The following is an 18,323-nucleotide window of genomic DNA, read 5'->3' on the forward strand; positions in this document are numbered from 1 at the left end:
ACATGCCGGCAGCGAATCGCATGACCCCCTTGAAGAACATTACCGTCCTGGACCTGAGCAAGGTCCTGGCCGGGCCGCTCTGCGGGCAGTATCTGGGCGAACTGGGCGCGCGCGTGATCAAGGTCGAGCCCGTGGGCACGGGTGACGACACGCGCGCCTGGCTGCCGCAGGACGCCGGCCAGTCCGCGACCTTTCTTGCCGTGAACCACAATAAGCGCAGCCTGGCGGTGGACCTGAAGACGGAGGAGGGCCGCGCCGTCGTGCACCGTCTGGCGGCGCAGGCCGATGTCGTCCTGCAAGGCTTTGGCGGCAGGACTGCGGCGCGCCTGGGCGTGGATTACGAGACGCTGAGCGGCATCAATCCCAAGCTGGTCTACTGCGAGATCTCTGGTTATGGCCGGGAAGGCCCCATGGGCGAGGAGCCGGGCTACGACGTCATGCTGCAGGCCTTCAGCGGGATGATCAGCACGATGGGCGATCCGGACGGCAACTTCGCGCGCGCCAGCTTTTCGCCGGTGGACCTGGGGACGGGCTCTTTCGCGCTGAGCGGCATTCTTGCCGCCTTGCTGGAACGCGGCCAGACGGGCAAGGGCCAGTACCTGGATGTGTCGCTGCTGGATACGTCGCTGGGGCTGATGTCGTACATGGCGCAGAACTATTGGCGCACGGGCAAGGTGCCGCGCCGCATGGGGACCGGCCATCCCGCGATGTGCCCGTATCAGGCGTTTCGCGCCGCCGACGGGGATCTTATGCTGGGCGTCGGCAACGACGCGCAATGGCAGCGCTTCTGCGCGGTGGCGGGCCTGCAGGAGCACGTGGATGCGCCGGATTTCGCGACCAACGCCGACCGCGTGCGCAATTTCGATGCGACCGTCGCCCTGGTGCAGTCGCGTATCGCCACGCGCACGGTGGCGCAGTGGCTGGACGCGCTCAAGCCGGCCGGCATCGCCTGTTCCGCCATTCACACGCTGGACCAGGCGTTGGACCACCCGCAAGTGGCGGCGCGCGAACTCATCGTGACCAGCCAGCATCCCGTGCTGGGAGAAGTGCGCAACGTGGGACTGCCGATCCGCTTCGGACGCCAGCCGCGCCACGCCGCGCTGCCGGCGCCGATGCTGGGCGAGCACAGCCGCGAAGTTCTGGCCGGACTGGGCTACTCGGCGTCGGAAATCGAGGCGATGCTCGCCAATGGCAGCGTCCAGGAAAACACCCGCAACGGAGTCGCGGCATGAAGCATCTGCGTTATGAAGTCCGTGACCGCATCGCGGAAATCGAGTTGTGCCACGCCCCGGTGAATGCGCTGGACGTGGACGTGCTGAACGAGCTGATTGCCGCGCTCGAGCAGGCCAATGCGGATCCTGGCGTGCGCGCCGTGCTGCTGGCCAGCGGCTTGCCTGGGCGGTTCTGCGCGGGGCTGGACATGAAGAAGCTGCTGCAGAGCGCGCCAGGGGAAATTCACGAGCTGCTCACGAAGCTGTACATCAAGCTGTACGACGCGCAATTCAACCTGACCAAGCCGTCGATTTCGGTGGTGTCCGGCGCGGTGCGCGGCGGCGGCATGACAGTGGCCATTTCCAGCGACATGATCATTGCCGCGGACACGGCCACATTCGGGTATCCCGAGATCGACGTTGGCGTGCTGCCGGCTATCCACTATGTGCATCTGCCGGGCATCGTCGGCAAGCATCGGGCGTTCGACCTGTTGTTCACGGGCAGGACCTTCAGCGCGCAGGAAGCGCACGGGATGGGACTGGTGACGCGCGTGGCGCCCGCTGCCGAACTGCTGGAGCAGGCGCGCAGCCTGGCGAGGTCCCTGGCGGATAAGCCGCCGCAGGTTATGGCGCTGGGGCGGCGTGCATTCGTGTTTGGCAACGACAACGAGTACCGGCGCAGGATCGCGACGGCGGTAGAGGTTTTCTGCAATGCCGCCGCGACGCCCGAGGCCCGTGAAGGCCTGAGCGCCTTCGTGCAGAAGCGGGCGCCGGACTGGTCCGGCGCGGCGCGTTAGCGCTATCGGCCCGTAAACTGCGGCGCGCGCTTTTCGCGGAAGGCCGTAACGCCTTCGGCGAAATCCGCGCGCGCGGCGGATCGCAGGAACTGCGCCGTTTCCTCGGCGAGCTGCGTCTCCAGCGAGGCGTGCGCGGCCGAGCGCAGCAGGGCCTTCGCGCCCGCGATGCCGTGCGGCGCGTGGCGAGCGAGGTCCTGCGCATAGGCCTGCGCCGCGTCGGCGAGTTCGCCAGCCGGCGCTGTCCGCGCGATGATGCCCCATGCCAGCGCGTCGGCGGCGGTGAACGCGTCGTGACGCAGCAGCAGGTCAAGTGCGCGCTTGGGGCCGACAGTGCGCATGAGTCCATGCGTCATGCCGGCGTCGGGCGTAGCGCCGAGTTTCAGGTAGGCCGTCATGAAGCGCGTGCCTGCGTCGGCGATGGCCAGGTCGCACGCCAGCACCAGCGACAGGCCGGCGCCCGCGGCGACGCCGTGCGCCTGCGCCAGCCAGAGCTTGTCCATGCGCGCGATCCGCGCGATGAAATCGTTGAGCGGTGTGAACAGGTCCGATAGCGTGGCGCGCACGGTGGCGGGCTCGCCGGTGAACATGCCGATGTCTCCGCCCGCGCAGAACGCCTTGCCCGCCGCGCGCAGCACAACGACGCGCACGGCGTCGCGCGTTTCCAGCCATTGCGCGGCCCGCAGGAGGTCCTGGGCCATGGCGACGTCGATGGCGTTCAGCGTATCCGCGCGGTTCAGCGTGACGGTCGCGAGCGCACCATCTGTCTGCAGCAGCAGGGTCTGGAACACCGGAAGATCCTGGGTCATGGTTTGTCTCCGTTTTCGGGTAAATACCAACTGTCGATCCAAAAACCGCGATGCTATGGTCTGAACCGAGCGCTTGCTTGGTTTTGTTTTGAGCACGCTTAGCGTAACGCATAGAACGATTTTCCGGCGCTGTACTGGCGTAGGTAAAGACAGGTTCGTTGCATCTCCTGCCTAGCGGGTTCGCCAGGTTCACCGTCGTAAAAAATGTCCGCCCAAGGCGGCAAAAAAACTTCGCATAAAAAGCGGGGAGACAAATGGTGGATCAGTCCGACAGGCCTGCCTTGCTTGAGGCGGATGGAGTGACGCTGGCGTTCGGCGGGGTCAAGGCGCTGACCAGCGTGGGCTTTCGCGTGGCGCCCGGGTCCATCACCACGGTCATCGGCCCGAACGGCGCTGGCAAGACCTCGCTGTTCAACACCATCTCTGGCTTCTACAAGCCCGCGTCCGGGCAGATCCGCTTCGAAGGCCGCGACATCACGCGTGTGCCGGCGCCGGAGCGCGCCAGGCTGGGGCTGGCGCGCAGCTTCCAGAACATCGCGCTGTTCCGCGGCATGACCGTGCTGGACAACATCAAGCTTGGCCGCCATGCGCACCTGCGCACCAATGTGCTGGAAGCGCTGTTTTACTTGGGGCGCGCGCGCCGCGAGGAAATGGCGCTGCGGGCCGACATCGAAGAGCGCATCATCGACTTCCTGGAGATCGACCACATTCGCCACGCGCCAGTGGCGGCGCTGTCCTATGGGCTGCAAAAGCGCGTGGAGCTGGCGCGGGCGCTGGCCATGAACCCCAAGGTGCTGATGCTGGACGAGCCGGTCGCGGGCATGAACCGCGAAGAGACCGACGACATGGCGCGCTTCATCCTGGATGCGCGGTCGGAGTGGGGCCTGACGGTGCTGATGGTGGAGCACGACATGGGCATGGTGATGGACCTGTCCGACCACGTCGTGGTGCTGAACTTCGGGCAGGTCATTGCCGACGGCACGCCGTCCGAAGTGCAGGCCAATCCGGAGGTCATCAAGGCCTACCTGGGTGCGGGCGATGTGGGCGACCTGCGGCGGCGCCTGCGGGAGGCGGCGTGATGGACTGGCTGTTCTTCCTGGAGGTCTCCCTGGCGGGGCTGGGCAGCGGCGGCCTGTATGCGCTGGCCGCGCTGGCCTTCGTCATCGTCTACAAGGCGACGCGGGTGGTCAACATCGCCATCGGTGAATTCCTGATGCTGGGCGCCTATGTGTTCTACGCGTTCGCGACCGGCATGGCGTGGCCGATCTGGCTGGCCATCGTGGGCGCCGTCGTGGTGTCCGGCGCGCTGGGCGCGGTGGTCGAGCGGCTGACGATACGGCCGATGCTCGGCGAATCGCCGATCTCCGTCTTCATGATTACCGTGGGGCTGGCGTCGATCCTGGTGGGCGCGGTCGAACTCATCTGGACGGCCGACCAGCGGCGCCTGCCGGAGTTCATGCCGCGCGCGCCCGTCATGGTGGGCGAGGCCTTCGTGGCGCCGAAGGTCTTCTACGGCTTCTGGGTGGCGGTGGTGCTGGCCCTGCTGGTGCTGGTGGTGTTCCGCTACTGGCGCGGCGGGGTGGCCCTGCGCGCTACGGCTTCCGATCAGGGCGCGGCCTATGCCATGGGCATCAACGTGCCGCGGGTGTTCTCGCTGGCCTGGGTGACGGCCGGCGCCATCGCCGCGGTGTCGGGTGTGATCGTGGGCGCCATCGGGGGAATTTCTTCGTCGATGGGCGTGTTTGGCCTGTCGGTGCTGGTAGTGGTGATTGTGGGCGGCCTGGACAGTGTGGCCGGCGCGCTGGTCGGCGGCATCTTCATCGGTCTGCTGGAAGCCTGGGCGGGGGCCTACCTGGGCGGCGAATACAAGCTGCTGGCCACCTTCGTCGTGCTGGTCGTGGTGCTGATGGCCAGGCCCTACGGCCTGTTCGGCACCCGTGAAATCGAGAGGCTCTGATCCATGCGTATCGCGACCGCCAAGCAGACCTACCTGGCCGACGAGGCGCTGTTCGACACCCGCACCCAGCATGTGTGGCTGGCGTTGCTGGCGGCGTCGCTGATTCTCTTCCCCTTCATGGCGAACGCCTATTGGCTGTACCTGGCCTGCCTGGTGGCGATCAACGTCGCCAGCGCCACGGGGCTGAACATCCTGACGGGCTATACCGGACTGGTCAGCCTGGGGCAGGCGGCGTTCATGGGCCTGGGCGCGTACACGGTGGCGGTCATGGAACTGCACTTGGGCACGCCAGTGCTGCTCAACCTGCTGGGCGGCGGCGTGGTCGCAATGGTGGGCGGACTGCTGGTCGGCATCCCTTCGCTGCGGGTGAAGGGGCTGTATCTGGCGATCTCCACGATCGCGGCGTCTTTCATCGCACACTTCATTTTTGCGAACTGGCAGTTTACGGGCGGCACCACCGGCCTGCAGGTGCCGCCGGCCCGCGTGCTGGGCATGGACCTGGACACTTCGTTCAAGATCTACTGGCTGATCGTGCCGGTGACGGCGCTGATGGTGCTTGGGGCGGCGAACCTGTTCCGCACGCGCATCGGACGGGCTTTCATCGCCATCCGCGACCGCGACATCTCCGCCGAGGTGCTGGGCATTCGGCTGCTGCGCTACAAGCTGCTGTCGTTCGGGCTGTCGTCGTTCTATGCGGGCGTGGCGGGCGGGCTGTGGGCGTACTTCTTCCGCGTGGTCACGCCCGAGAGCTTTCCGCTGATCATGTCCATCTTCTTCCTGGCCGCCATCATCGTGGGCGGCATGGGCTCGATACTGGGCTCCATCCTGGGCGCCATTTTCATGACGATGGTGCCCGAGTTCCTCAAGCTGTTCGTCGGCTGGCTGCCCGTGGGCGGCGATGCGCTGCGGCTGATCTCGCCCGTGCGCACCATTGTGTTCGGCCTGCTGATCGTGGGCTTTCTGATCTTCGAGCCGCATGGACTCGCGGAAATCTGGCGGCGCGTGCGCCGTTTCTTTCACCTATGGCCGTTTCGCACATAGCGCCCCGCGCGCGGCGTGACGGCGGCCACCCATAAGACCCAGGAGACAAACCATGAAGCGCATCCGGATAGGCAGCGGTTTATCGAGGTTGTTGGCCCCGTTGGGCCTGGCGGCGGCATTGGCGGCGGCCCCCGCGGCCCAGGCGGCCGAGGACCTGGTCCTGGGCGGGTCGATCCCGCTGAGCGGGGTGTTCGCGTTTGCCGGCCAGGGCATTCACGCCGGCATTACGGACTACGTGAAGATCATCAACGACCAGGGCGGCATCAAGGGCCGCAAGCTGCGCTACGTGCCGGAAGACACGGCCTACAAGGTGGATGCGTCGGTGGCGGCATTCAAGAAGATCACCAGCCAGAACAAAGTGAACTTCTACTACGGTGATTCGACGGGCTTTTCTAAGACCATCAACGCCGAGCTGAACCGCACGGGCGACATTCTGATGACCGGCGCGTCGTTCGCGACCGAGCTGAACGATCCGGCCAAGTATCCCGCCCAGTTCATGCTGGGGCCCGATTACACCGAGATGTTCGGGATCCTGCTGCGCTACATCGCGAAGGAGCAGCCGGGCGCCAAGGTGGCGTTTGTGTATTCGGACACTGAATTCGGCCGCGACCCGATTGCAAGCTCGCGCGCGGTGGCCGAGAAGCTGGGGTTGAAGGTCGCCACGGAAATCATGACGCCGCCCGGCAGCGTGGACGTGTCCACCGAAGTCATCAAGCTGCGCCGCGCCGATCCGGACTTCACGATCTTCCACGGTTACGTGCTGGCGCCCATTCCCGAGTTCGTGGGGCAGGGCAAGCGCATGGGCCTGAAGACGCGCTACATGGGCACGTTCTGGACCATGGACAATTCCACCGTGATGCAGATGGGCGAGGACGCCGAGGGCTTCATGGGCGTGATGCCTTACCGCTACTACTACGACACGGCCGCGGACGCGCCGATGCTCAAGAAGATCCGCGAAATGCGCCCGCAATACCAGAGCACCGGCTACATGCAGGGTTTCCTGGCCGCCATGCTGTTCTCGGAAGTGGCCAAGCGCACGCTGGATGCCGGCAAGGAGCTGACCGCCGCAAATATGAAGGCATCGCTCGACGGTATCAAGGACTTTGACACGGGCGGCCTGATCGGCGTGCCGATCTCCATCAAGGGCAATTCCATTCCGGTGGGCCGGATTTACCGCGCCGACACGAAGCAGAAGCAGATGGTGCCGGCGTCGGACTGGATCGTGCTCAAGTGAGGCAGCCGTGAACCCGGTACATGACACGCGCACAGAATCCGCCGGCGGAGCGCCGCCGGCGGTGCTCGATATCAACAATATCGAGGTCGTCTACAACAAGGCGGTGCAGGTGTTGCGCGGCCTGTCGCTGTCGGTGCCGGCGGGCAGCATCGTAGCGCTGCTGGGCAGCAACGGGGCTGGCAAGTCCACCACCTTGAAGGCGGTGTCGGGCCTGCTGGACCTGGAGGACGGCGCGCTGGTGCGCGGGCACATCGTTTTCGATGGCGGCGACACTGCGGGCGCCAAGCCCCAGAATCTGGTGCGCTCGGGTCTCGCCCACGTGATGGAAGGGCGCCGCGTGTTCGAGGACCTGACGGTCGAGGAAAACCTGGTGGCCGCGACCTACGCGCTGACAGGCAGGTCCGGGGCGCGGGTGGATTTCGATCTGGTCTACGGCTATTTTCCGCGCCTGTTCGAACGGCGCCGCGGCCTGGCCGGCTACCTGTCGGGCGGCGAGCAGCAGATGCTGGCCATCGGGCGGGCGCTGATCGCGCAGCCCAAGCTGATGCTGCTGGACGAGCCGTCGCTGGGGCTGTCGCCGATGCTGGTCGAGAACATTTTTTCCATCATTGCGCGCATCAACGCCGAACAGGGCGTGTCGATGCTGCTGGTGGAACAGAACGCGTCGGTGGCGCTGGCGGTGGCGCACTACGGCTACATCATGGAGACGGGAAAGGTGGTGATCGACGGCACGGCCGACAGGCTGGCGGCGGATCCGGACGTTCGCGAGTTCTACCTGGGCGTGGGCGGATCGGGCGAGGCGCGCGGATTTCGCGATATCAAACATTACAAGCGCCGCAAGCGCTGGCTGTCATGATGGACGCGCACACCGACCCGGGCGCCTGGCCGGCGCTGACGCTGCCGCAGATGCTGCGTGAACAGGCGCGCCGCCAGCCGTCGGCGATCGCCATCCGGCAAAAGGATTTCGGCATCTGGAAGCCCCTGACATGGGCCGAATACTGGCAGCGCGCCTGCCGCGTCGGGCTGGGCCTGCGCGCACTGGGCCTGAGCCCCGGCGGGCGGGTGGCGATCGTCTCGGACAACCGCGTGGAATGGCTGCTGACCCAGATGGGCGCCGGCGCGGCCGGTGGCGTAGCGGTAGGCGTCTATTCCACCAGCCCGGCCGAGGAAATGGGCTATGTGCTGGAGCACGCCGATGTCGAGCTGGTGGTGTGCGAGGACCAGGAGCAGACGGACAAAGTGCTGCAGGTGGCCGCCCGGCTGCCGCTGCTGCGGCGCATCGTGATGATAGAGACCAAGGGGCTGCGCTCGTATGCGGCGCAGGACCGCGCGCGCATCGCGACGTTCGCGGAAATCGAGGCCGACGGCCTTGGGCGCGAGGCCGCGGAACTGGCCGCCTTGAACGCGTCGCTGGACGCCCAGCGCCTGGACGACACCGGACTCATGATCTATACGTCCGGGTCCACGGGCAAGCCCAAGGGCGCGATGCTGAGCTACGGCAATATGCGCGGGGTGGCGCCCGGCATTGCCGAACGGCTGTCCATGGATGCATCCACCGTGCACCTGTCTTATCTGCCGCTGTGCCACGTGGCCGAGCAGATGCTGTCCACCTTCGTGCCCATTTACCTGGGCTCGCAGGTGAATTTCGGCGAATCGCTCCGTACCGTGCAGGAAGACCTGCGCGAGGTGGCTCCAACGATTTTCCTGGGCGTGCCGCGGATCTGGGAAAAGCTGCACGCCGCGATCTCGATCAAGATGCAAGAGGCCAGACCGTTGCAGCAGTGGCTGTACCGCAAGGCGCTGGCGCAGTGCGCGCCGTTCCTTGAAAAGTCTTCCCGGCAATACGGGCCCGGCGAGCGGCTGACGCATTGGCTGTGGTACTGGCTGGTTCTGCGCGCGCTGCAGAATTTCATCGGTCTGCGGCGGGTGCGGGTGGCGATGACGGGCGCAGCGCCGATTCCGCCTGACGTGGTGCGCTACTTCCGCACGCTGGGCGTGCCGCTGGTCGAGGTCTACGGGCTGACGGAATCCACCGGCATGATCTTCGGACAGCATCCCGACCGCGTGAAGGTCGGCACCGTGGGCGAGCCGATCCTGGGCGTGGAATGGCGGATGGGCGAAGCGGGCGAACTGCTGATTCGCGGCGACATGGTTTTCCAGGGCTACTACAAGAATCCGGACGCCACGGCCGACACCGTGCGCGAGGGCTGGCTGCACACCGGCGACGTGGTGGCCGAGGAAGCCGGCCGCGTGCGCATCGTGGACCGCCTGAAGGACATCATGATCACTGCGGGCGGCAAGAACCTGACGCCCTCCGAAATCGAGAACGCGGTCAAGGGCAGCCCTTACGTGAAGGAGTGCATCGTGATCGCGGATGGGCGCAAGTTTGTGTCGGCTCTGATCCAGCTTGAGTTCGACACGGTCGGCAAGTGGGCGGAGTCCCGCCGCATCGCGTTCACGCATTTCCGGTCCCTGGCCGAATGCCCGCAGGTGCGCGAACTGGTGCAGCAGGAGGTCGCGCGCGCCAATGCCGGGCTGGCGCCTGTGGCGCAGATCAAACGCTTCCATCTGCTGACCAAAGAGCTGGACCATGACGACGGCGAAGTGACGGCGACGATGAAGGTCCGGCGCGCCAGCATCTATCGCACCTACGCGCAGGAAATCGAAACGCTCTACGTAGAGGAGACGACGGCATGAACCAAGCCGTGATCCTGGAAGCCGTGCGCACGCCATTCGGCCGGCGTGGCGGCTGGTGGGCGCAGACGCGCCCGGATACGCTGCTGGCCGAAACCGTGCAGGGGCTGCTGGCGCGCGCCGGCCTGCCGGGGGACAAGGTCGAGGACCTGATCGCCGGCTGCGTCAGCCAGGCGGGAGAGCAGGGCGCCAACATCGGCCGCCTATCCGCCATGCTGGCTGGCCTGCCGGAAAGCGTGCCCGGCGTGGCGCTTAACCGCATGTGCGGGTCCAGTCAGCAGGCGGTGCATTTCGGCGCCCAGGCGATCGCCGCGGGCGACATGCGCTACGTGGTGGCGGGTGGCGTCGAAAGCATGAGCCGCGTGCCGATGTTCCTGGACGTGACGCTGGGGCAGGGCGAGTTCCGGGGCTTCGAGTCCCTGAATCCCGCGCTGTTGGAGCGCTATCCGCTAATCCACCAGATCGAGAGCGCGGAACGCATCGCCAGCCATTGGGGCCTGTCGCAGGCCGAGATGGACCAATGGGCGCGCGAGAGCCACGCCCGCGCCTGGGCCGCGGCCAGCGCCGGGCTGCATGCGGAGCTGTTGCCGGGGCCGACGGCGGCCGCGGTTCGTGACGAAGGCATCCGCGAAACCACGGACGCGGCCCGCATGGCCGCCATGGCCCCGGCCATGCGGCCGCCCGGGCAGGGCGGCGTGACGGCAGCCAATGCCAGCCAGCTTGCGGACGGCGCGGCGGCGGTGCTGCTTGCAGACAAGGACACGGCGCTGGCCGACGGCCTGCGGCCGCGGGCGCGGTTCCTGGCGCGCGTGGTGGCGGGTTCCGATCCGGTGATGCAATTGACCGGCGTTATCCCCGCCGCGCGTCAGGCGCTCGCGCGGGCGGGGCTGGCGATGGACGACATCGACTGGATCGAGATCAACGAAGCCTTCGCCAGCGTGGTGCTGGCCTGGCAGCGCGAACTGGGCGCGAATCTGTCGCGCGTGAATCCGTGGGGCGGCGCGATCGCGCATGGCCATCCGCTGGGCGCGACGGGGGCGGGACTGATGGGCAAGATGCTGGCCGGGCTGGAGGCTACCGAAGGCGAACTGGGCATGCAGCTGATGTGCATCGGCCATGGCATGGCGACCGCGACGATCATCCAGAGGCTGTGAGCCACATGGCCAAGACCGGGATCGAGGCATCGCGCGACGACGGCGCGGAATCGGAGCGGCGCCGCGAACTGGTCCTGGCCGCCGGCAGGCTCTTCAGCAAGCACGGCTACGAACGCGCGACCGTGCGCGAACTGGCCAAGGCCGTGGGGCTCCAATCGGGCAGCCTGTTCCACCATTTCCGCAGCAAGGAAGAGATCCTGGTGGCGGTGATGAACAACGGCATCCAGGAAGTGATCGACCACGGCGAAAGGGCGCTGGCCTGCTACCAGGCGCCGGCGGACCGGCTGGCGGCGCTGTTCCGCGTCCATATGTGGAGCATGCTGCATGGGGCAGGCGGCGACGCCATGAATGCGCTGGTGTACGAATGGCGCAGCCTGTCCGCGCCCAGCCAGGCGGCCGTGAAGGTGCTTAGCGACCGCTACGAGGCGATGTGGCAGTCGGTGGTGGCGGCCGCTGTGGATGCGGGGCTGATCCAGGGCGACGCGCGCGTCATCAAGCGCTGCGTGTTGGGCGCGATGAACCTGACGGTGCAGTGGTACAAGCCGGGCGGGCGGCTGGCGCCCGGCCCGTTCATCGACGCGATGCTGCAGGCGTCGCTGCCCACGCTGCCGCCGGGGGTGGGGACGTGGCCGCTGGAGCGTTAGCGAGATCTTAGCCGCGCCGCTTGATGAACGCGCCCACCGCGCAGGCGACCGCCAGCGCCAGCAGCGAGCCGGAGACGGGCAGGAGATAGTCGGCTTCGCCGTGATAGCCGCCGCCGGTGACGCCGCCGGCGACACTGCCCATCCAGAGCAGGGCGGTCAGGATGGCGGCGACCAGCGAGATCGCCGTGGCGACGCACAGCGCGATGAAGGCCGGCCGGCGGGCCGGCGCGGACGCGTAGGGCGCGCCAGCCTGGATGCGGCGGGGCTGCTTGATCCAGTAGACCAGCCCCGCCACGACCAGCAGGAGCATCAGGATCTTGAAGATCATGACGCCGTCCGCGGTTTAGTCTTCACGGCGCAGGTGCGGGAAGAGGATGACGTCGCGGATGCTGGGGCTGTCGGTCAGCAGCATGACCAGGCGGTCGATGCCGATGCCGCAGCCGCCCGTCGGGGGCATGCCGTATTCCAGCGCGCGGATGTAGTCGGCGTCATAGAACATGGCTTCTTCGTCGCCGGCGTCCTTGGCTTCGACCTGCGAGCGGAAGCGTTCCGCCTGGTCTTCGGGGTCGTTCAGTTCCGAGAAGCCGTTGGCGATTTCGCGGCCGGTCATGAAGAGCTCGAAGCGCTCGGTGATGCCTTCGCGGGTATCCGAGGCGCGCGCCAGGGGCGAGACTTCCACCGGATAGTCGATGATGTAGGTGGGGTTCCAGAGCTTGGCTTCGGCGGTCTCTTCGAAGAGCGCCAGCTGCAGCGCGCCCAGGCCGGCGCGCGACAGCACGGGGCCGTCGGCGTCCGCGCCCAGCTTCTTCAGTTCGGCGCGCACGAAGGCCGCGTCGTCGAGCTGCGCCTGGGTGTAGCCGTCGGTGTACTTGAGGATGGCTTCGCAGATGGTCAGGCGGTCGAAGGGCTTGGACAGGTCCAGCTCGCGTTCCTGGTAGGTCAGGACGGCGCTGCCGGTGGCCGAGATGGCGGCCTGGCGGATCAGCTCTTCGGTGAAGTCCATGAGCCAGCGGTAGTCCGCGAAGGCTGCGTAGAACTCCATCATCGTGAATTCGGGGTTGTGGCGCGGGCTGACGCCCTCGTTGCGGAAGTTGCGGTTGACTTCGAAGACGCGTTCGAAGCCGCCCACGATCAGGCGCTTGAGGTAGAGCTCGGGCGCGATGCGCAGGAACATTTCCATGTCCAGCGCATTGTGGTGCGTGACGAAGGGCTTGGCCGCCGCGCCGCCCGGGATCGGGTGGAGCATCGGGGTTTCGACTTCAAGAAAGCCCGCGTTCAGCATGAACTGGCGGATGCTGCCCACGGCCTTGCTGCGCGCCTCGAATGTGCGGCGCGTGGCGTCCGTCATAATGAGGTCGACGTAGCGCTGGCGGTAGCGCAGTTCCTGGTCGGCCACGCCGTGGAACTTGTCCGGCAGGGGGCGCAGGGACTTGGACAGCAGGCGCGCCGTGGCGGCGTGCACCGACAGTTCGCCCTTGTTGGTCTTGAAGACCGACCCTTCGACCGCGATGATGTCGCCGATGTCCCATTGCTTGAACGCGGCGTAGTTGTCTTCGCCCAGCGTGCCGCGGTCCAGGTAGATCTGGATGCGGCCGGTGCTGTCCTGCAGCGTGGCGAAGCTGGCCTTGCCCATGACGCGCTTGAGCATCATGCGGCCGGCGACCTTGACGGTAACGGCGGCGGCGGCCAGGGCTTCCTGCTCCTCGCCGTCGTACTTGTCATGCAGGGCGGCGGCGCGGGCGTCCGGAACGAAATCGTTGGGGTACGCGACCCCGGCTTCGCGCAGTTTGGCCAGCTTGGCGCGCCGTTCGGCGATCAAGCGGTTTTCGTCCTGGGCGGGAGCCGGAGTGGTCGAGTGGTCGGTCATGGTGGGGAAGGATCAGTCGTAATTGCGGATGTCGTCGATTTCGGTCGTGCCGAAATCTTCGCGATCCAGGTAGGCGAGGATGCGGGAGGCGACGTTGGCGGGCGAGGACAGCTTGCCGGTCGCGTGGAAGTCCTGGAACTTGGCCAGCGCCGGGAAGCTGGCGGGATCGCTGGCGCGGATGGCCACCTGCATGTCGGTGTCGACGATGCCGGGGGCCAGCGCGACGATGCGGGCGCCGTCTTCGCCTTGTTCCTGCTTGACCACGCGCGCATGCATGTCCAGCGCGGCCTTGGTGGCGCAGTACACGCCCCAGCCGGCGTTCGGGTTGCGGCCCGCGCCGGAGGAGATGTTCAGCACGCGGCGGTCGGCCTTGATGTCCGCCACGGCGGCCAGGAAGCGCGCGGTGAGCAGCATGACGGCGGTGACGTTCAGGTTGAAGGCGGCGGTGATGGCCGCGGCGTCGGTGAGCGCGTCGGTGCGCGCCACGGGGTGCACCGTGCCCGCGTTGTTGATCAGCAGATAGCGCTTGGCGTCGCGCGGGAGCGCAGCGCAGATGCGTTCGGCGGCGGATTCGGCCGCGCTCAGGTCCGAGAGGTCCACGGACAGCTGTTCCAGCTGCGCGTCCTGCGAGCGCGCGTAGGCGGCGAGCTCGGGGTCTTCGCGGCGCGCCAGGGTGATCAGGCGGGTGCCGGGCTTGGCCAGGCCGCGCGCCATGGCGGCGCCGATGCCGCGGGATGCGCCGGTCAGGATTGCGATGGTGTCAGACATTCGTGGACCTCGGGGTGCGTGAGCGGGGAAGAATCGCGGAACTTAGACGCCTTGCTTCAGGCTGGCCTGGATGAAGGGATCCAGGTCGCCGTCCAGCACTTTCTGCGTATTTGAGATTTCGACGTTCGTGCGCAGGTCCTTGATGCGGCTCTGGTCCAGCACGTAGGAACGGATCTGGTGGCCCCAGCCCACATCGGTCTTGGAGTCTTCCAGCTTCTGCTGTTCGGCCATGCGGTTGCGCATTTCCAGTTCGTAGAGCTTGGACTTCAGCATCTGCATGGCTTCGGCGCGGTTGCGGTGCTGCGAACGGTCGTTCTGGCACTGCACGACGATGCCGGTGGGGATGTGGGTCAGGCGAACCGCCGAGTCGGTCTTGTTGATGTGCTGGCCGCCCGCGCCGGATGCGCGGTAGGTGTCCACGCGCAGGTCGGCGGGGTTCACATCGACTTCGAACGAGTCGTCGACTTCCGGATACACGAACACGCTGGCGAACGACGTGTGGCGGCCGCCCGAGGAGTCGAAGGGGCTCTTGCGGACCAGGCGGTGCACGCCGGTTTCGGTGCGCAGGTAACCGAAGGCGTATTCGCCTTCGATCTTGATCGTGGCCGACTTGATGCCCGCGACTTCGCCGTCGGACTCTTCAAGGACTTCGGCCTTGAAGCCCTTGCGCTCGGCGTACTTCAGGTACTGGCGCAGCAGCATCGAGGCCCAGTCCTGCGCTTCCGTGCCGCCCGCGCCGGCCTGGATGTCCAGGAAGCAGTTCAGGGGATCGGCCGGATTGGAGAACATGCGGCGGAACTCAAGGCCTTCGAGCGTTTGCTGGAAGGCGTCGGCGTCCTGCTCGATGGATTCGAGGGTGGCGCTGTCGTCGTCGGAGGCGGCCAGTTCGAACAGTTCGTTCGAGTCGGCAAGGCCCGCGTTCAGGCTCGTGAGCGTTTCGACCACGTCTTCGAGCGACTTCTTTTCACGGCCCAGGTCCTGGGCGTGCTTGGGGTCGTTCCAGACGGCCGGGTCTTCGAGTTCGGCGTTTACAACGTGCAGGCGTTCGGCTTTGGCATCGTAGTCAAAGATACCTCCGTAGAGCCTGTTCGCGCTCCGCGTAGTCGGCGAGGCGGGCTGCGAGCTGGTTCTGACGTTCGGCTTCCATGATGATCCTGTCCTGATGACTTTTGTGCGAAACCTGGCATTTTACCGTGGATGGGCCAAGTTGGCGGGCGCATGGCAAGAGAGGGGGGACGGATCGCTTTTTGGGGTAGACGCGTAGAGGGGGAGAGCCTGTTCAGGTTGCAGGCAACGCCGGGGGATAGTAAAGGGGGGCAGGCGCCTTGTGGCGGGCTGCAGAGGCGGCCCGAGGGGGCGCCTCTGCAGGTTGCGATCAGCCGGCGTGTTCGATGACCAGCTGCACCGACACCATGCCGTTCCAGACGTTCTGTTCCAGCCGGTAGGCGGCCTGGATGTGTTCCGGCAGGGATTGGTCGTGGCCGAACCAGATGGCGTCGAAGCGCTGGTGGCCGCGTTCCAGCGACAGCTTCAGGTGTTTTTCGCCGACCAGGCGCTGGTTGCGCACGACGAACTCGTCCAGGAACAGCGGCGCGGCGAAGCCCGCGCCCCAGACCTGCTGCTGCAGCATGCCGGCCACGTCGGCGTTGGCGTAGCCCGATTCCAGCGAACCGTCGGTTTCGATCACGGGCTCGAAGGTGTCGCGGCCGGTGAGTTCGCGCACGGCGGCGTCGAAGGCGGGCGCGAACGCGGCGAAGTCGGCCTTGCCCAGCGTCAGGCCCGCCGCCATGGCGTGGCCGCCGAACTTGCGGATCAGGTTGGGATGGCGCTTGGACACCAGATCCAGCGCGTCGCGCAGGTGCACGTCGGGAATCGAGCGGCCCGATCCGCGGATCTCGTCGTCGCCGGCGGGCGCGAAGGCCAGGGTGGGGCGCCAGAATTTTTCCTTCAGGCGCGAGGCCACCAGACCCACGACGCCCTGGTGCCAGCCCGGGTCGAACACGCAGACGGTGGCGCCCGCGGCGGCGTTGGGCTCTTCCATCGCGGCCAGCGCCTGTTCGCGCATTTCGGCTTCGATCGTGCGGCGTTCGCGGTTGATGTTGTCGAGTTCGCGCGCCATTTCAAGCGCCTGCGCCTCGTCGTCGGTGGTCAGGCAGGCGATGCCCAGGCTCATGTCGGCCAGCCGGCCGGCCGCGTTGATGCGCGGTCCCAGCGCAAAGCCCAGGTCGAAGCCGTTGGCGCTGCGCGGTTCGCGCCCGGCGACGGCGAACAGCGCGCGCAGCCCCGGCTGCAGCCGGCCGGCGCGCATGCGCTGCAGGCCCTGCGTGACGAGCAGGCGGTTGTTGGCGTCGAGCTTGACCACGTCGGCCACCGTGCCCAGCGCGACCAGGTCGGACAGCGCGTCCAGGCGCGGGCCGCCGTCCGGGGCATAGACCCCGCGCCGGCGCAGTTCGGCGCGCAGGGCCAGCATCATGTAGAAGATGACGCCCACGCCGGCCAGGTTCTTGGACGGGAATCCGCAGCCCGGCTGGTTGGGGTTCACGATGGCGAGGGCGTCGGGCAGGATGTCGCCCGGCAGGTGGTGGTCGGTGATGACCACGCCGATGCCGGCCGCATTGGCCGCGGCCACGCCGTCGACGCTGGCGATGCCGTTGTCGACGGTGATGATGATGTCGGGCTTGCCGGCGCGGTGCCGGCAGGCCAGGTCCACCACGGCCGGCGACAGGCCGTAGCCGGTCTCGAAGCGGTTGGGCACCAGGAAGTCGACGTCGGCGCCCATGGCGGACAGCGCGCGCAGGCCGACGGCGCAGGCTGTGGCGCCGTCGCAGTCGTAGTCGGCCACGATCAGCAGCTTCTTGCCGGCCTGAATGGCGTCGGCCAGTACGCCGGCGGCGTGCGCCGAATGCGTGAGGCCGGCGGGCGGCAGCAGCGACGGCCAGGCCAGCCGGGTCTGGTCAGGATGCGTGACGCCGCGCGCGGCCCACAGGCGCGCCAGCAGGGGATGGATGCCCGAGGCTTCCAGGACGTGACAGGCGGCCAGGTCGGCCGGACGGATCGTTAAGCGGGGTGAGACCACCAGGCGCTCCAGTTTTTCTTGGGCGCGGGCAGCAAGCCGAGCAGGCCCCCGCGCGGTTTCAGGTCCAGGGCGACCTTGCGGTCATTGCCCAGCAGCAGCAATTCCATAGGCGTGGCGGGCAGGCCCTTGGCGCCGGCCAGCGGGCGCAGGTGCTGCGCGTCGAGTTCGGCCAGGGCGTCCAGCCAGGCGGCCCAGTCGCCGGCGCGCTGGGGCGCGTCCAGGCTGGTCAGCAGTTGCGCGGACCCGGCGGGCGCGGCGTTCCAGGGCGTGCCGCCGCCATACAGCCACAGCGCGTTGACCGGGGGCAGGCCGCGCGCCGCGCGGTCGTCGTTGACGGGGTGGTTGTGCCACGCCATCTGTATTTCGTTGAGCAGGCGGCGCCACGGGCGTGTTTCCGCATCCTGGCGCCACCATTCGTTCAGGCGCTGTCCGGCCACGGCCATCGGGCTGGCGGTCTGCGGGCGCAGGCCCTCCGGCAGCCGCAGGCGCCAGCGCTCGGGCGACAGGGCTTCGACCGCGAAGCCGGTATCTTCGAACAGCGGGCGGGCCGTTTCCAGCAGGGCGGCGGTTTCCTGTGCGAGCAAGTCCATCGCGCCGGGATCGAGCAGGGTGGCCTGGTCCGTGCCCAGCGCCAGATGGACCAGCTCGGCCAGCCACACGGCCTGTCCGTCATCCGGGCCGCCGGCTAGCAGCGGACCCAGCCCCGCGCCTTGCAGCAGGCCCGGTTCGGGAACGTAACCGGCGCGTTCGAGCTGCCAGGATTCGAACGCCGTGCAGCCGTGCGCGCGCAGGTCGTAGGCCTGGGGCCGCGCGGCGGCGGCCTGTAGCCAGCCGTGCAGGGTGGGTGCGCGCTCAGGCAGCAGCTTGGCCAGTTCGGCGGCGACGGGAAGGTCGGGCAGGGCGCCCGGAATGACGATCAGCATGGCCGCGATTGTAGACCGCGGCGAGATGGGGAACTTAGCGGCGCGGCCGACTGCCATACGTTGTCACGCCTGGTCTTCCAACCGCACATCCGCGGGAAGATTTTCGGGCGGTTAATGCAATAATGCGCACGTGCTGAAAATACCCTACGAA

Annotated in this window: 17 protein-coding genes; 10 read left to right on the top strand and 7 right to left on the bottom strand. The window is 67.3% G+C overall.

All coding sequences use genetic code 11. The features are described 5' to 3' along the window. Window positions 1-2: 2 nt before the first annotated feature. Complete coding sequence (locus KYC_RS04345; RefSeq protein WP_008159207.1) at window positions 3-1,232, top strand: CaiB/BaiF CoA transferase family protein; 1,230 nt, start codon at window positions 3-5, stop codon at window positions 1,230-1,232. Then, on the top strand, window positions 1,229-2,008 hold the full coding sequence (locus KYC_RS04350; protein ID WP_008159209.1) for an enoyl-CoA hydratase/isomerase family protein: 780 nt from the start codon (window positions 1,229-1,231) through the stop codon (window positions 2,006-2,008). Before KYC_RS04345 ends, KYC_RS04350 begins: the two co-directional genes overlap by 4 nt. A 2-nt stretch (window positions 2,009-2,010) precedes the next feature. Here the strand turns inward: KYC_RS04350 and KYC_RS04355 are convergent, their stop codons facing one another. Continuing rightward, complete coding sequence (locus KYC_RS04355) at window positions 2,011-2,814, bottom strand: enoyl-CoA hydratase/isomerase family protein (protein ID WP_008159210.1); 804 nt, start codon at window positions 2,812-2,814, stop codon at window positions 2,011-2,013. 254 nt (window positions 2,815-3,068) lie between these two features. Here KYC_RS04355 and KYC_RS04360 point away from each other — a divergent pair, with 254 nt between their 5' ends. The 8 genes from KYC_RS04360 to KYC_RS04395 all read left to right on the top strand — a co-directional run bounded on the left by KYC_RS04360 (window position 3,069) and on the right by KYC_RS04395 (window position 11,538). Then, window positions 3,069-3,893 (top strand): ABC transporter ATP-binding protein, encoded by an 825-nt coding sequence (locus KYC_RS04360; protein ID WP_008159211.1) that lies wholly within the window; start codon window positions 3,069-3,071, stop codon window positions 3,891-3,893. Continuing rightward, a complete protein-coding gene (locus KYC_RS04365; RefSeq protein WP_008159212.1) occupies window positions 3,893-4,771 on the top strand; it encodes a branched-chain amino acid ABC transporter permease in 879 nt (292 codons plus the stop codon). Before KYC_RS04360 ends, KYC_RS04365 begins: the two co-directional genes overlap by 1 nt. 3 nt (window positions 4,772-4,774) lie before the next feature. Beyond that, window positions 4,775-5,812 carry a branched-chain amino acid ABC transporter permease gene (locus tag KYC_RS04370; RefSeq protein WP_008159214.1) on the top strand — a complete coding sequence of 346 codons (1,038 nt, stop codon included), beginning with the start codon at window positions 4,775-4,777 and terminating at the stop codon, window positions 5,810-5,812. Window positions 5,813-5,864: 52 nt separating this feature from the next. Continuing rightward, a complete protein-coding gene (locus tag KYC_RS04375; RefSeq protein ID WP_043517526.1) occupies window positions 5,865-7,046 on the top strand; it encodes an ABC transporter substrate-binding protein in 1,182 nt (393 codons plus the stop codon). 61 nt (window positions 7,047-7,107) lie between these two features. Beyond that, window positions 7,108-7,902, top strand: a complete 795-nt coding sequence (locus KYC_RS04380) for an ABC transporter ATP-binding protein (RefSeq protein ID WP_043517555.1) — start codon at window positions 7,108-7,110, stop codon at window positions 7,900-7,902. Beyond that, window positions 7,899-9,743 (top strand): AMP-dependent synthetase/ligase, encoded by a 1,845-nt coding sequence (locus KYC_RS04385; protein WP_008159224.1) that lies wholly within the window; start codon window positions 7,899-7,901, stop codon window positions 9,741-9,743. The genes KYC_RS04380 and KYC_RS04385 overlap by 4 nt, the downstream gene beginning before the upstream one ends. Then, entirely contained in the window at window positions 9,740-10,894 is a 1,155-nt protein-coding gene (locus KYC_RS04390) for a thiolase family protein (RefSeq protein ID WP_008159226.1), read from the top strand. Before KYC_RS04385 ends, KYC_RS04390 begins: the two co-directional genes overlap by 4 nt. 5 nt (window positions 10,895-10,899) lie before the next feature. Continuing rightward, window positions 10,900-11,538, top strand: coding sequence for a TetR/AcrR family transcriptional regulator (locus KYC_RS04395; protein ID WP_008159228.1), 639 nt, complete (start codon window positions 10,900-10,902; stop codon window positions 11,536-11,538). 7 nt (window positions 11,539-11,545) lie between these two features. On the opposite strand, the gene KYC_RS04400 is transcribed toward KYC_RS04395, so the two are convergent. From KYC_RS04400 to KYC_RS04425, 6 genes are all read right to left on the bottom strand, one after another. Further along, window positions 11,546-11,866: a hypothetical protein gene (locus KYC_RS04400; RefSeq protein WP_008159230.1), complete on the bottom strand. Its 321-nt coding sequence runs from the start codon at window positions 11,864-11,866 to the stop codon at window positions 11,546-11,548. Between the two features lie 15 nt (window positions 11,867-11,881). Next, the gene (gene lysS / locus KYC_RS04405; RefSeq protein WP_008159231.1) at window positions 11,882-13,405 is read right to left on the bottom strand and encodes a lysine--tRNA ligase; all 1,524 of its coding nucleotides are present in this window, start codon (window positions 13,403-13,405) and stop codon (window positions 11,882-11,884) included. 12 nt (window positions 13,406-13,417) lie between these two features. Beyond that, window positions 13,418-14,173, bottom strand: a complete 756-nt coding sequence (locus KYC_RS04410; RefSeq protein ID WP_008159234.1) for an SDR family oxidoreductase — start codon at window positions 14,171-14,173, stop codon at window positions 13,418-13,420. Between the two features lie 42 nt (window positions 14,174-14,215). Continuing rightward, window positions 14,216-15,320 (bottom strand): peptide chain release factor 2 gene (prfB, locus tag KYC_RS04415; protein ID WP_100148253.1). Its coding sequence is split into 2 segments (ribosomal slippage): window positions 14,216-15,238 and window positions 15,240-15,320, totalling 1,104 coding nucleotides; the frame shifts between segments, so codons are not numbered across the junction. A 228-nt stretch (window positions 15,321-15,548) separates the two neighbouring features. Further along, window positions 15,549-17,249 carry a single-stranded-DNA-specific exonuclease RecJ gene (gene recJ, locus KYC_RS04420; protein ID WP_008159237.1) on the bottom strand — a complete coding sequence of 567 codons (1,701 nt, stop codon included), beginning with the start codon at window positions 17,247-17,249 and terminating at the stop codon, window positions 15,549-15,551. Next, entirely contained in the window at window positions 17,231-18,172 is a 942-nt protein-coding gene (locus KYC_RS04425) for a hypothetical protein (RefSeq protein ID WP_008159239.1), read from the bottom strand. The genes recJ and KYC_RS04425 overlap by 19 nt, the downstream gene beginning before the upstream one ends. Window positions 18,173-18,323: the final 151 nt, after the last annotated feature.

It is taken from the genome of Achromobacter arsenitoxydans SY8, from assembly GCF_000236785.1.
GTDB lineage: Bacteria > Pseudomonadota > Gammaproteobacteria > Burkholderiales > Burkholderiaceae_B > Achromobacter > Achromobacter arsenitoxydans.